Annotated in this window: 12 protein-coding genes; 3 read left to right on the plus strand and 9 right to left on the minus strand. The window is 44.8% G+C overall.

Annotation, left to right across the window (positions count from 1 at the left end; translation table 11 throughout):
- Positions 1-49: 49 nt before the first annotated feature.
- Both ATL39_RS10945 and ATL39_RS10950 read right to left on the minus strand, forming a co-directional pair.
- Complete coding sequence (locus tag ATL39_RS10945; RefSeq protein WP_120193399.1) at positions 50-931, minus strand: metal ABC transporter permease; 882 nt, start codon at positions 929-931, stop codon at positions 50-52.
- Positions 932-1,711, minus strand: coding sequence for a metal ABC transporter ATP-binding protein (locus tag ATL39_RS10950; protein ID WP_211326985.1), 780 nt, complete (start codon positions 1,709-1,711; stop codon positions 932-934).
- A 148-nt stretch (positions 1,712-1,859) separates the two neighbouring features.
- Between ATL39_RS10950 and ppx the strand changes: the two genes are divergently transcribed.
- Complete coding sequence (gene ppx / locus ATL39_RS10955) at positions 1,860-3,392, plus strand: exopolyphosphatase (RefSeq protein WP_120193400.1); 1,533 nt, start codon at positions 1,860-1,862, stop codon at positions 3,390-3,392.
- Between the two features lie 117 nt (positions 3,393-3,509).
- The gene (locus ATL39_RS10960) at positions 3,510-5,615 is read left to right on the plus strand and encodes an RNA degradosome polyphosphate kinase (protein WP_120193401.1); all 2,106 of its coding nucleotides are present in this window, start codon (positions 3,510-3,512) and stop codon (positions 5,613-5,615) included.
- Between the two features lie 52 nt (positions 5,616-5,667).
- Here the strand turns inward: ATL39_RS10960 and ATL39_RS10965 are convergent, their stop codons facing one another.
- From ATL39_RS10965 to ATL39_RS10975, 3 genes are all read right to left on the minus strand, one after another.
- Complete coding sequence (locus tag ATL39_RS10965; RefSeq protein WP_245960973.1) at positions 5,668-6,363, minus strand: lytic transglycosylase domain-containing protein; 696 nt, start codon at positions 6,361-6,363, stop codon at positions 5,668-5,670.
- A gap of 144 nt (positions 6,364-6,507) precedes the next feature.
- The gene (locus ATL39_RS10970) at positions 6,508-7,398 is read right to left on the minus strand and encodes a deoxyribonuclease IV (protein WP_120193402.1); all 891 of its coding nucleotides are present in this window, start codon (positions 7,396-7,398) and stop codon (positions 6,508-6,510) included.
- 15 nt (positions 7,399-7,413) lie between these two features.
- The gene (locus ATL39_RS10975; protein WP_245960974.1) at positions 7,414-8,736 is read right to left on the minus strand and encodes a DEAD/DEAH box helicase; all 1,323 of its coding nucleotides are present in this window, start codon (positions 8,734-8,736) and stop codon (positions 7,414-7,416) included.
- Positions 8,737-8,967: 231 nt separating this feature from the next.
- Between ATL39_RS10975 and ATL39_RS10980 the strand changes: the two genes are divergently transcribed.
- Positions 8,968-9,912, plus strand: a complete 945-nt coding sequence (locus ATL39_RS10980) for a 4-hydroxy-3-methylbut-2-enyl diphosphate reductase (RefSeq protein ID WP_120193403.1) — start codon at positions 8,968-8,970, stop codon at positions 9,910-9,912.
- A gap of 23 nt (positions 9,913-9,935) precedes the next feature.
- On the opposite strand, the gene ATL39_RS10985 is transcribed toward ATL39_RS10980, so the two are convergent.
- From ATL39_RS10985 to rpoD, 4 genes are all read right to left on the minus strand, one after another.
- Complete coding sequence (locus tag ATL39_RS10985) at positions 9,936-11,057, minus strand: Nif3-like dinuclear metal center hexameric protein (protein ID WP_120193404.1); 1,122 nt, start codon at positions 11,055-11,057, stop codon at positions 9,936-9,938.
- Entirely contained in the window at positions 11,054-11,776 is a 723-nt protein-coding gene (locus ATL39_RS10990) for a tRNA (adenine(22)-N(1))-methyltransferase (RefSeq protein WP_170146911.1), read from the minus strand. Before ATL39_RS10990 ends, ATL39_RS10985 begins: the two co-directional genes overlap by 4 nt.
- A gap of 99 nt (positions 11,777-11,875) precedes the next feature.
- Entirely contained in the window at positions 11,876-12,247 is a 372-nt protein-coding gene (locus ATL39_RS10995; RefSeq protein ID WP_120193406.1) for a c-type cytochrome, read from the minus strand.
- A 192-nt stretch (positions 12,248-12,439) separates the two neighbouring features.
- Positions 12,440-13,558 (minus strand): RNA polymerase sigma factor RpoD, encoded by a 1,119-nt coding sequence (gene rpoD, locus ATL39_RS11000; protein WP_120193407.1) that lies wholly within the window; start codon positions 13,556-13,558, stop codon positions 12,440-12,442.
- Positions 13,559-13,675 lie beyond the last annotated feature (117 nt).

The following is a 13,675-nucleotide window of genomic DNA, read 5'->3' on the forward strand; positions in this document are numbered from 1 at the left end:
TTCTATACGTATATTTTACAGGAAATAAACCGAAGCGACAATTGAAAGCCTATGCCTTTCGCCATTCCAGTGTTTTTCTGCCGCGCAGCTTCCGTACTCCCATCCCTCCGGCTTTCCGCCCTCCTATTACGAGGAGAAGAATGCCGAGAGCGATAAGTACGATCATTCCGCCCGGAGCCACATTTAAATAAAAAGCGGAAACCAGACCGCTTATAACGGATATCTCACCAATAATAATGGAATATATAAACATCTGCTTAAAGCTCTTAGATAATTGAATAGCAGCTGCGACCGGCAGTGTCACTAAAGCAGAGACTAGTAAAATACCGACAATTCTCATCGAGGACGCGATCACGAGAGCCGTCATGACAATAAATAGGAAATTCAGCCATTTATTTGGTATTCCGCTGACTTTCGCCTGTTCTTCATCAAATGCCAAAAACAGCAGTTCTTTATAGAATAAAACAAGCAGGATTACCACTACAACAAGCACAGCGGTAATAGCTGTTAAATCAGTCGGCGTCACTGCAAGAACACTGCCGAACAAATAATTAAACAAATCATTGTTAAAACCGTCGGCCAGAGAAATAAATACGACGCCCAGCCCGATACCCGAAGACATTATAATCGGCACCGCTATTTCCTGATAATGTTTATATACGTGCCGCAGCTTCTCCATTAAAATTGAACCGCCTACAGAAAAAGCCATACCCATATATAAAGGATTTATGGCCTGCAGGAATACAGCGCTCTGGCTAAGCAGTAAATGAAACGCAATACCGGTTAACGTAATATGAGAGAGAGCGTCCGTTACGAGCGCCATCCGGCGGACAACGATAAACACGCCCAGTACCGGTGCAAGAAATCCAATAATAATGCCGGCTAGAAATGCATTGCGTAAAAATTCATACTGAAAAAACAGATCAAACATTTAGTGCCCGCCTCCCCCATGCTCATGAGTCAGCAGATGTACATCATGGCCGTACAAAGAAGACATATCGCTTTCTTCAAAATCTTTTGTGCTGCCGTGAAAATGAAGGCTTTTATTTAAGCAGGCTACCTTTGTGACATAGCTTGTCATAGCTCCTACATCATGCGTGATAAGCAGAAGCGTAATTCCTCTTTTTTTATTCAGATGGCTGAGCAGCTCATAAAAAGCCTGCACCGAAGCTGTATCGACCCCGACTGTCGGCTCATCGAGAATTAGTATCTCCGGATCACTGACCAGCGCTCTTGCGATAAAAACCCGCTGCTGCTGGCCGCCGGAAAGCTCTCCAATATTTCTATCTTTAAATTCAAGCATGCCGACACTCGAAAGCGTCTGTTTGATTTTTTCTTTATGCGCTTTTCCCAAAAAACGAAACAAACCGATTTTTCCATACAGGCCCATGGCTACGACTTCAAATACAGTAGCTGGGAAGCCGCTGTTAAAACTGTTGGCTTTTTGGGATACATAGCCGATTTGATCCCATGATTTGAATTTTTTTACAGGAGTGCCAAACAGCTGAACGGTTCCGCTCTCCGGGGCATGCAGACCCAGCAGAATTTTGACGAGCGTTGACTTACCGGAGCCATTTGGTCCGACCAGGCCCAGAAAATCGCCTTTTTTTATGTGCAGCGTAATATCTTCCAGCACGGGCTGGTTTGTATAATAGAAAGATACTTGATCAACAGAAATAATAGAAGCTGGTGCAGAAATGGTATTTTTCATCTGGAGGCTCCTCCCCCTTTTAGTTAATGTTCATTCATTAAGAATCATTACGATTTGACTAATCAAGTATACAGGAGGAAAAGAGAGATGTAAATATTCGCAGCTTCCTGTCATACTGTATTTATAAGAAGAAAAAGGAGACAATACTATGTTAAAAAAAATAGCTGTTATTGATATTGGTTCCAACTCGATCCGGATGGTTATCCACGGAATGAATGGCAAACGCGGACTGAGGGAATTACATAACGTAAAAGAAGTGGCCCGGCTGAGCTCGCACATGGACGAGCAGAATAATTTAACGGAAGAAGGCTTCAGTATTCTTCGATCTGTGCTTCTCCGCTTTCAGGAAGTAATTGATTTCCATGAAGTGGAAACCGTTCAGGCAGCAGCAACAGCGGCTATTCGAAATGCATCGAACTGCAAAGAGATTATCCAGTTTATTACAGATGAAACAAACATGCCGGTCCGGGTGCTGAGCGGAGACGAAGAAGCCTACTACGGATTTCTGGCAGTGCAGCAGTCTACCTTCCTAAATGACGGCATCACCGTTGATATCGGCGGCGGCAGTACGGAAATCACGTTATTTCAAGACAAAAAGATTATTCACTCCCACAGCTTTCCTTTTGGTGCTCTAACACTAAAAAAAGAGTTTGTGGATTCTTATAAAAAAGAGCATAAGGCACTCGAAGCGGTTAAGGAAAAAGCTAAAAATGAATTTAAAACCCTCCCCTGGCTTCTCTCTACTGAGGATCTTCCGATTGTCGGTATAGGCGGAAGTGCCCGTAACCTGTCCTTAATTCATCAGGCGTCCATCGACTACCCTCTTTCCGGCCTGCATCAGTACACGATGGTGCCAGACGAGATGCAGTCTGTTATCGATCTGCTGTCCGACACACCGGAAGAAAAGCGTGACTCTATTGAAGGGTTATCCAAAGACCGCTCTGATACAATTCTGCCGGCTGCCGTTATTATTCAGTCTCTTATTGAATATACCAGCGCCCCTTATTTTATGATGAGCAACAAAGGACTCCGGGATGGATTATTAATGGAAGAACTGCAGAAAGAACATCCGGAAATCAAAACGATAGAAGTTGAAGAAGAGAGCTTTTATCAGCTGAAAGAAGAATTTGAAGTAAACAATGTCAACGTAGAGCAGGTAGGGTTTATTGCCGATCATTTGTATACGCAGCTGCTTCCGCATCTTCCCGAGGAGCTCATTGCAAATAACCAGCAGGAATTACTGCGAAAAAGTGTAAACGTCTTGTATATAGGGGAATATATAAGCTACGAAGCCAGTAGCCAGCATACGTTTTATTTATTAACGAATCGTTCCATTGACGGCATTTCGCACCGGGATCGAATGGCGATGGCTTTTATCGCCTCCTTTAAATCGAAATCATGGCTGCAGTCTTTTTCCAAACCATTTAAACAGCAGATAGACGATAAGCTTCTTGCCCAGTACGAGCTTCTAGGCAGTATATTAAAGCTTGCCTATGCGCTCAACCGCACGAACCGCAACGTAATCGAGCGCCTTGATATTGAAAAACAGCGTAAAGAACTGCACTTTACTTTTTACAGTGCCGATGATATTTCTCCCGTATTTGAAATGATGAAAAGTGAAAAACATAAAAAGCATTTGGAAAAAGTGCTCGACCGCTCCATTACTCTTCACTTTTTGTAATCAAATATTTATACGGCATTTACATTGCTGTGCTAATGTTTGCTCTGGAGCCTTCTTTACGCTTCCAGGACCCATTATAGATGGAAAAAAGCCGTCTGCAGAAAGGAAGATCAGCCTATGACGCCTTCTAAAAAACAATCTATTGATTTCAGCTCTCCTGCCTACTATAACAACAGAGAATTAAGCTGGCTTTCCTTTAACGAAAGAGTTCTTCAGGAAGCAGTAGATGAAAGAACTCCTCTACTGGAACGGCTTAAATTTCTTGCTATATTCAGTTCCAATCTGGATGAATTTTTTTCTGTGCGCGTCGCTGGTTTAAAGGATCAGGTCAAAGCCGGGTACAACCGCCCTGAAAACAAAGCAGGCATGACGCCTAAGCAGCAGCTCGCAGCAATTACCGACCGAACAGCTGCGCTCGTCCAGAAGCAGGATATCTTTTTCACCGAAACCATCCTTCCGCTGTTGGACACAGAAGGCATACAGATATTAACGATGCAGGAACTGAATAACGGCCAGCAGTCGTATGTGGAAAATTATTTCCGGAGCTATGTTTTTCCCGTGCTGACTCCTATGGCCGTGGACAGCTCCAGGCCCTTTCCTATGCTTCTTAACAAATCTCTCCACCTGGCAGTAAGACTTCAGCACAAACAGGATGGCGATCAGGCGGAAAGTTTTGCGATCGTCCAGATCCCCGCCGTGCTTTCCCGGTTTATTGAGCTGCCGGCTGCCTCCGGTGAAAAGCGGTTTATGCTTCTTGAACATTTGTTAATGGAGTATATGCCGGAATTATTTAAAGGCTATGACATTATCAGCGTGTCTCCATTCCGGATTACAAGAAATGCCGATTTAACTATTCACGAAGAGGGAGCCCGGGACCTTCTGCAGGAAATAGAAAAAGAATTAAAGAAGAGACGCTGGGGGGCTGTTATTAGACTAGAGTACCAGAAGGGGCTGATGGACGAAAAAACCCTCCGCTACCTCGTACAGACCCTGGACGTACATGAGGACGATGTCTATCAGACAATCGGGCCGCTTGATCTTTCTTTTCTATTTGGACTGTATTCCAACTTATCAGAAGAACGGGAGCATCTGGTGGATGAAACACTGATTCCCCAGACGCCGGAAGACCTTATCGACGAGCCGGATATTTTTGAAGCCATTGAAAAAAAGGATCTCTTTTTTCACCATCCCTATGAATCGTTTCAGCCGATCGTAGACTTTATTACCGCCGCCGCGCATCATCCTGAAGTTCTGGCTATCAAGCAGACGCTCTATAGAGTAAGCGGTGATTCTCCCATTATCAAGGCTCTGCTTGAGGCAGCTGATAACGGAAAACAAGTGACTGTGCTCGTAGAACTTAAAGCACGCTTTGATGAAGAAAACAACATTATCTGGGCTAAAAAGCTGGAAAAAGCCGGCGCTCATGTTATTTTCGGAGTAAGCGGCCTTAAAACCCACAGCAAGATTACGCTCGTAGTAAAAGAGCATAAAGGAAAAATTAAACGCTACATCCATTTGGGTACGGGAAATTATAATGATTCGACAGCCAAACTGTATACGGATATGGGGATTCTAACGATGAATACCTCATTTGGCGAGGACGCTACGAACTTTTTTAATCACATCAGCGGATTTACGAAAAAGCCGAAATGGAATCAGATATCGACAGCTCCGACCGATCTTCGGGAAGACCTGCTGGCATTGATAGACCAGGAAATCGCCTATCAAAAAAAGCACGGAGACGGCCGTATTATCGCAAAAATGAATTCATTAACAGATAAACCGCTTATTTTGAAGCTCTATGAAGCTTCGGCAGCGGGCGTGAAGATTGACCTGATTATCCGTGGCATCTGCTGCTTAAAACCTGGAATAAAAGGAGTCAGTGAGAATATTCACGTTATCAGTATTATAGGAAGATTTCTGGAGCATTCCCGTATATTCTTTTTCCATTCCCACAAAGAAGAAAAAATGTATTTATCGTCGGCGGACTGGATGACAAGAAATATGGACAAACGTATCGAAATTATGTTTCCTGTGTTCTCCCCCTCTATAAAAAAACGATTGAAGAAAATTCTGGAAACGTATCTAAAAGATAATGTCAAAGCAAGATACCAGGACAATACCGGCACCTATCACTATGTATCATCCGACCATAAGCCGGTAAACAGCCAGCTGTTGTTTCATGACTGGGCCGCCCGCTTTGTAGATTCCGATGGAGAGTAATATAGTAAGACAAAAAAGCGTTCCGGCATAGTGCCGGGACGCTTTTCACATTTTATTCTTTAGCAACTAGTTCGCTGCCTTCCGCTTTTTCCTGGATCTCGACGGCATACCAGCTCTTTGCATCCCCGTGCTCTTCGACATAGGCTCTCATACCTGCCACGCCGCGGTGATAAGCTGTTAAGGCTTTATTCCAGTCTCCTTCGTATTTGTCGTGCAGATAATCAAGATACTCTACGGACAAACGCATGGAATAATAAGGGTTGTAGAGAAAATCTTTTTCATAAGCAATATCTGCCATATCTGCAATCCACGGCCCCGTATTAGTCATAAACTGGGCCATCCCATAGGCGCGTCCATATTTCGTCTGCGGTCCTACCAGATCAGGATCAAACGTTTCGCCCGTTTCTACACTGAGCAGTTCGTAAACGATGGCTGGATCAATGTCTTTATTATGAGCATGATAAGACATAAAAACTCCCCAGTCTTTTTTGAATAGACCATCGCTTTTTTCATAAAAATCTTCCGCTTCGTCTTCTGCGGCTTTCCATTCGTGATACGTCATTTCGCTGCTGATCGGCTGGAGTTCTTCCGGAAAGATTTCTTCCGTTTCAATTTTTTCTGCACGCTCCAGATCTTCCTGTTTTTCATTCAGTACGTCTAAATGATTATGAACCTGCTCTTTTTCAATCCCGCTGAGCATGAACAAAAATGGGATCGCCAGTATCGAAAATTCACTCGTTACACTCACGGTAAAGCCCCCTGTTTTGTGCTTTTTTGTGTTCCGGATTAGGTTTCTTTCTCTCGCTATAAGGTTTTACCGGATCTAACGAAAAAAGTCAAGGGGCCGCAGCGGCTCCTTGACTTTTTGTTTTTCTTTATAACGCCGCGGTACTTACTGCGCCAGGACTTCCTCTTTTAAATTCCCATTAAAAGACTGTTTGGACAACATTTGGATTTCATGGTGGTACGGCGGTTTTTTATTCTTTTTATCTTCTCCGACATAAGGTGTTTCCAATATCTTTGGAATGTCTTTAAATCTCTCGTGGTGAACAATTTTATTGAGGGCTTCAAAACCAATATAGCCAAAGCCGATGTTTTCATGACGATCCTTATGGGCACCAACATCGTTTTTGCTGTCATTAATGTGGAGCACTTTCAAGCGGTCCAATCCAATCAGGCGGTCAAATGATTCCAATACACCGTCAAGGTCATTAATGATATCGTAGCCGGCATCGTGGACGTGACAGGTATCAAAGCAGACCGATAATTTATCATTATGATGAACCCCGTCGAAAATAGCTGCAAGCTCTTCGAACGTTCTTCCGCATTCCGAGCCTTTGCCGGCCATTGTTTCAAGCGCAATCTGCACGTTCTGCTCCGGTACAATAACTTCATTGAGCCCTTCAATAATCTTTTTAATTCCTGCTTCCGGCCCTGCACCGACGTGGGCGCCCGGATGCAGGACAATCTGTTTTGCACCGAGTGCTTCGGTCCGCTGTATTTCAGACGTTAGAAAATCAACGCCCAGCTGGAACGTTTCCGGCTTTGTAGTATTGCCGATATTAATAATATAAGGTGCGTGCACGACTACTTCTTTAATGCCATTTTCCTGCATATGCTTTGTGCCTTCTTCGATCTGCAGGTCTTCGATAGCTTTGCGGCGGGTATTCTGCGGAGCGCCTGTATATATCATCATAGCTGTAGCGTTATAAGAGGCGGCTTCTTCGCTCGAACCGAGCAGCATTTTCTTGCCGCTCATGGAAACATGGGATCCTAGTAGCATCTGGGGTCTTCTCCTTTATGAGCGCTTATCTTTGCGTTTATTTAATCTTTTTTCACGGCTCTGCTGATGGCTGAGCTCCTGCTGGGCTTTTTTCTTGTAGCCCGGCTTTACGTTTTTTGGTTTTGGCTTTGGCTTTTTAGGCACGGCCTTTTGTTCCTGCTTTTGAGAGGCGGCACGGAAACTTTTCCGGTCTACTGTTTTAACGAACTCCCCTTTGCGGAGCTCAACCAATTCACACTTAATCCCCTTTTTTTCAAGCTTTTGAAGCGAGGCCAGCTCATCTTTTTCAATAAGCGTATAGGCTTCTCCGCTTAACCCTGCACGGCCTGAACGACCGATACGGTGGACATAGTATTCTAAATCGGTAGGAAGTGTATGGTTGATAATATGCGTAATTCCAGGGATGTCCACTCCGCGTGCGGCCAGATCGGTAGCGACCAGATACTGCACTTCAAGACTATGAACACGGCGCATCACCTGTTTTCTTTCCCGTGGCGACAAGCCGCCGTGGAGAAGGTCTGCGTTCAGCCCTTTTTCCAGGAAAGCTGCATGCACCTCGTCTGCTTCTTCCTTTTTATTAGCGAATACTATCGCTAAGTAAGGCTGAATCGAGGAAGCAATACGTACCGTTTCTTCCGTACGGTCTTTGTGTTTAAGAGGAAGAAAGTAATGATTAATCTCTCTCGGCGCAGCTGACTTTGGATCAATGTGCACATGCTTTGGATTAGTCATGTATTTTTTTAGAAATGGCTGCAGCGACTCTGGAATGGTGGCGGAAAAAACCATCATCTGCAGCGAGTCCGGCATTAAAGCTGCCACTGGGTCGATATCTTCAATAAATCCCATATCGAGCATTTGGTCAGCTTCATCAATAACGAGCATCTTTACACGGTGAATATCGATAGACTGGGTTTTCACCATGTCCCGTAAACGTCCCGGTGACGCAACGATTATATGAGGGGTATTTTGAAGCTTTTCAATGTCGCGCTTGCGGTCTGATCCTCCGACTACACGCTGGGACGTAATAACCCGGTCTTCCGGCTGGTCAGCAAGCAGTCCCTTCAGCACTTTATTAATCTGTTCTACAAGTTCTCTTGTCGGTGCAGTAATAACAGCCTGGACTTCTTTTACGTCAGGCTCAATTCTCGCTATGATAGGCAGCAGAAATGCCAGCGTTTTTCCGGAACCCGTCTGGGACTGCCCAATTACGTCTTTACCATTTATGACAGCTGGAATCAGCCTTTCCTGAATGTCTGTAGGAGAATTTAATTTTTGTTTCTCCAATGCCTCTATTAGAAAAGCAGGCAGTTTGTATTGCTCAAAAGCTTTCATATTCATGTTTGTTCCTCCGTCTTTGATTACCCTGTGGGTATCCTATTGAACCGACCCCTATTTTATCATAAACTGCGCTTCTTCACAGGCTTCCTGACCATATTCTCTACTTCGTCCTGCTTTTCATTTTATAAAGAAGCTAGTATACTGTAAGGGACATGCTAAATGCATGGAGAACCCTGGCCCGGAAAAACAGCCGGAACAGGATAACGGAAGTATGTTTCAGAGGAGGCAGTTATGGAAGTATTAAAAATTTCACCCCGCGGTTATTGCTACGGAGTGGTTGACGCGATGGTTATGGCACGACAGGCTGCAAGCAACCTGGACCTGCCGCGCCCCATCTATATCCTGGGAATGATCGTTCACAACAAGCATGTTACAGATGCATTTGAAGAGGATGGCATTATTTCACTGGACGGAGAAAATCGTGTAGAAATCTTAAAGCAGGTAGATCACGGGACCGTTATTTTCACGGCACATGGTGTATCACCTGAAGTACGCCAAATTGCTCAGGAAAGAGGGCTGACGACTGTCGATGCCACCTGCCCTGATGTTACGAGAACGCATGACTTGATCCGTGCTAAGCGTGATGAAGGATACGATATTATTTATGTAGGTAAAAAAGGACACCCCGAGCCGGAAGGCGCTATCGGAGTGGCACCTGACGTCGTTCACCTTGTGGAGACACTTGATGATGTAGAAAATCTCAACATTCAATCCGAAAAAATTATTATTACCAATCAGACGACAATGAGCCAATGGGACGTTTCCGATATTATGAATCGTGCGATGGAAAAATATCCTAAAGCATCTATTCATAATGAAATCTGTATGGCGACCCAGGTCCGTCAGGAAGCTGTTGCTGAACAGGCGAGCCAGACCGAGCTGGTACTAGTTGTTGGGGATCCGAAAAGTAATAACTCCAACCGCCTTGCCCAGGTTTCTGAACAAATTGCCAATACCCCGGCTTACCGTATTTCTGATATCAGCGAACTACAGCTGAGCTGGCTTCACGGTATTAAAAAAATAGGCGTAACGTCCGGTGCATCAACCCCTACCCCTATTACAAAAGAAGTTATTACCTTCTTACAGCAGTACGACGAAAACGATCCCACTACGTGGAAAACAGAGAAAAAAGTAGAAGGATCAAAAATCCTTCCTAAAGTAAAAGCGAAAAAATAAAGAGGCCATTTCGGCCTCTTTTTTTATATGAATGAAAATGGCTCTGACGACACTTCAGAAGCAATCCATTCGACACCCTCTATACGCTTATCCTTTAACTCGTCCATATAGCGCTTTGTACCGGCTTTCATAATTTTTTCAACATTATGCCCGGGATCTATCATACTTAGGCCGTCCAGCATTGCGTCCTGAGCGGTATGATAATAAATATCTCCGGTTAGATAAATATCGGCGTTTTTAGAAAGTGCCTGCTTCCAGTACTTATTGCCGTCCCCGCCCAGAAGCGCCACTCTCCGGACTTTTTTATTCCGGTCTCCTACAATACGAACTGACGGCACGTTAAACCGCTGCTTTACATAGTCGGCAAAAGCCTCTATCGTCATCTCTTCCGGCAGCAGGCCGACTCTTCCCAATCCCAGTTCGCGGCCTTTTACATCTAATGAATAAACATCATAGGCCGGCTCTTCGTAAGGATGGGCATCAAGCATTGCCTGTTTCACACGGTTAAGGTCTGATTCAGACACAATGGTTTCTATGCGCATTTCCTTAACATATTCCTGACGGCCGGACTCTCCAATAAATGGATCTGCATCAGCTTCCGGCATAAAGGTGCCCGTGCCTTCCACAAAAAAGCTGCAGTGGCTGTAGTCCCCTAAATTGCCGGCTCCAGCATTTCCGATGGCTTTACGGATAGTATCGGCGTGGGATTCCGGAGAAAACACGACAATTTTTTTCATGTTTTCTGTCTGTGTCGGTACCAGCACTTCCACATGTTGAAGACTCAAAGCATCCGCCATCATATCGTTTACTCCTCCCGGAGCAATATCGAGATTAGTATGAGCGGCGTATACAGCAATATCGTGTTTAATGCACTTTTCAATTAGTGGTCCCTGGCCATGGGCCGTATCAATTTCTGTCAGAGGACGGAATATCAAGGGATGATGCGCAATAATCAGCTCTGCTCCTGCAGAGATCGCTTCTTCGATCACCTCGTCCGTCACGTCCAGTGCGACCAGCACCCGGCTTACCGGCTTATCAAGCATGCCGACCATCAGCCCGACCCGGTCCCCTTGTACAGCGTACGTACGCGGCGACCATTCTTCAAACACGTCAATTACAGTTTGTCCTTTTACCTCTCTGCTCATGAAAATACCTCCTTGTACCACTCCTGCTTTTGCTGCAGGAGCTTTTTTTTACTTTGAACTTCTTCTTTGTTTTCTGCCCTACTCAGCTGTCTGCCGATGGATTCCCAGTTTTTCTGTTCCCTTTTCCACTGGTTTATAAAAGCTGGTTCTTTTTTAACAGAAAGAAATGGGCCGAACAATAGGGCCGCTCCCCTGCTCATGGCTGCCTGCCGGTATGGTTTTTCAGGGTCTCCCTTTTGGGCGGTAAGGATTTCATAATAGTGATTGTCTTCTTCTATAATACATTCATCCATAAGCTCCCAGTTATTGTCCAGCAGCCACTGCCGGACTTCCACCGCTGCTACATTCGGCTGCAGCACCAGCTGGGAGGGAAGGCTGTTTACCAGGTCCCTGCCGTCATCGAGGATGGAAACAATTAAAGGACCTCCCATTCCGGCTATCATAATTGTGTCAATACGATCTTCATTTTGCAAAACGGACACGCCGCTTCCCAATCGGAGTTCAATCCGATCTTCCATATGGTACTTTTGAATATTTTTTCTCGCTGCTGCAAGCGGTCCATCACGAAGGTCTGCGGCTATAGCCTTTCGTGAGCTGTCCTCCCGACATAAATAAATCGGCAGAATGCCGTGATCGGTTCCGATATCAGCTACATCGGCGCCCTCTTTTACAAATGCTGCAATCGCAGCGAGTCTTTTGGATAGTGCTATATTCGTCATATCGGCTTTCCTTTCTATGTATAGATCCTTTATTATCGTACCATATACCATTGTTTTCTCTGCATAAAAAAACAAAAAGAAGGCTTCCCCTCTTTTTGTTTATTCTTCCAGCGACATTAAGTATTCTGCTATTGCATCGCCTTCTTCTGCGTTGGCTGCAATCCCTCCAGGCATATCTCCTATACCTTCCTGGGCAATTGTAGAAATCTCCTCAGCTGAATAATTAGATGCTGCGTTATTAATAGCTGGAAATTCTCCCTGTCCTTCCAGATTTTCACCATGGCAGGAAATACAGTTTTCAGCTACCAGATCTTCTCCATAGGCAACCGGATCGTCTTCTACCGAAGCTTCTCCAGATTCTTCTGCTTCTCTTTCCGCCTGCTCGCTCAATCCAATAAAGGATAGACCAAGTGTTAAAAGGAGTCCAAGTACAGCGATTAATAAAAATGGAATAAGCGGTTTTCTTTTCACACACTCTCCCCCTCTTCACTATGTATCAAATCATGTATACGTATTCTTTTTTATTTTACTTTATATTGAACAATTTAAAAAGACTAAAACCAATATTTATGAGAGCGAATACATATTAGAAACCAGACAGCTGAAGAAACATCAGGCTGTACATAAAAAAAGCCGCCCGGCAGGCGGCTTTTTCATCGTTATTTAATCAAGGAAATCTTTCAGGCGCTTGCTCCGGCTTGGGTGGCGGAGCTTCCGAAGAGCTTTGGCTTCGATTTGGCGGATTCTTTCTCTGGTTACGCCAAATACTTTACCGACTTCTTCAAGCGTTCTCGTACGGCCGTCATCAAGGCCGAAACGGAGACGCAGTACATTCTCTTCACGATCCGTAAGCGTATCAAGCACGTCTTCCAGCTGTTCTTTCAGAAGTTCGTATGCCGCAGCATCGGATGGAGCAAGAGCTTCCTGGTCTTCAATAAAGTCGCCGAGATGAGAGTCATCTTCTTCCCCAATTGGTGTTTCAAGTGACACCGGTTCCTGGGCGATCTTAAGAATTTCTCTTACTTTATCCGGCGTCAAATCCATTTCTTTGGATACTTCTTCTGGAGAAGGCTCGCGTCCAAGGTCCTGAAGCAGCTGACGCTGTACGCGGATTAATTTATTGATTGTTTCCACCATGTGCACAGGTATGCGGATCGTTCTGGCCTGGTCGGCAATTGCACGGGTAATGGCCTGTCTGATCCACCATGTAGCATAGGTACTGAACTTATAACCCTTGTTGTAGTCGAACTTCTCTACTGCTTTAATAAGTCCCATGTTGCCCTCCTGGATTAAGTCCAGAAAGAGCATGCCGCGTCCTACATAACGCTTTGCAATCGAAACGACAAGACGAAGGTTTGCTTCTGCAAGTCTTCGCTTTGCTTCTTCGTCCCCTTCTTCAATAAGCTTTGCCAGGGATACTTCTTCTTTTGCTGAAAGCAGGTGCACCCGGCCGATTTCTTTTAAATACATACGAACGGGGTCATTAATCTTAATGCCGGGAGGAACGCTCAGGTCATTGAGGTCGATTTCTTCCTCTTTGGCTACACGATCCATGCTTGGAACAACTTCTTCCCCTTCATTGAGAATATCTACTCCCTGTTCGCCGAGATATTCAAAAAATTCATCCATCTGTTCTGAATCCTGCTCATAAGGGGCAAGTTTCTCAGAAATTTCCGCATAGGACAAATTTCCGCGTTTTTTACCTGCTTCTAGTAATTGTTCTTTTACCTGATCGATGGACATATCGCCTTCCGCCAGTGGGCGGGTTGGTTTCTCAGCCATTCGATCCCCTCCTTCCGATCGTCTCATTACTTCCATTATTTATCTCTATTGTTCATTATTCTGATGCAGTTGGAAGTCGATTTTAGCATATCTCTGCCAGTGGATTCCAATAAACTG

The organism is Sinobaca qinghaiensis, assembly GCF_003610495.1.
GTDB lineage: Bacteria > Bacillota > Bacilli > Bacillales > Marinococcaceae > Sinobaca > Sinobaca qinghaiensis.

Coding starts and splice junctions, on each gene's coding strand:
- ATL39_RS10950 (WP_211326985.1), bottom strand. CDS start 1,711: ATGAAAAATACCATTTCTGCACCAGCTTCTATTATTTCTGTTGATCAA.
- rpoD (WP_120193407.1), bottom strand. CDS start 13,558: ATGGCTGAGAAACCAACCCGCCCACTGGCGGAAGGCGATATGTCCATC.
- ATL39_RS10990 (WP_170146911.1), bottom strand. CDS start 11,776: ATGACGAATATAGCACTATCCAAAAGACTCGCTGCGATTGCAGCATTT.
- ATL39_RS10960 (WP_120193401.1), top strand. CDS start 3,510: ATGACGCCTTCTAAAAAACAATCTATTGATTTCAGCTCTCCTGCCTAC.
- ppx (WP_120193400.1), top strand. CDS start 1,860: ATGTTAAAAAAAATAGCTGTTATTGATATTGGTTCCAACTCGATCCGG.
- ATL39_RS10975 (WP_245960974.1), bottom strand. CDS start 8,736: ATGAATATGAAAGCTTTTGAGCAATACAAACTGCCTGCTTTTCTAATA.
- ATL39_RS10945 (WP_120193399.1), bottom strand. CDS start 931: ATGTTTGATCTGTTTTTTCAGTATGAATTTTTACGCAATGCATTTCTA.
- ATL39_RS10970 (WP_120193402.1), bottom strand. CDS start 7,398: ATGCTACTAGGATCCCATGTTTCCATGAGCGGCAAGAAAATGCTGCTC.
- ATL39_RS10985 (WP_120193404.1), bottom strand. CDS start 11,057: ATGAGCAGAGAGGTAAAAGGACAAACTGTAATTGACGTGTTTGAAGAA.
- ATL39_RS10980 (WP_120193403.1), top strand. CDS start 8,968: ATGGAAGTATTAAAAATTTCACCCCGCGGTTATTGCTACGGAGTGGTT.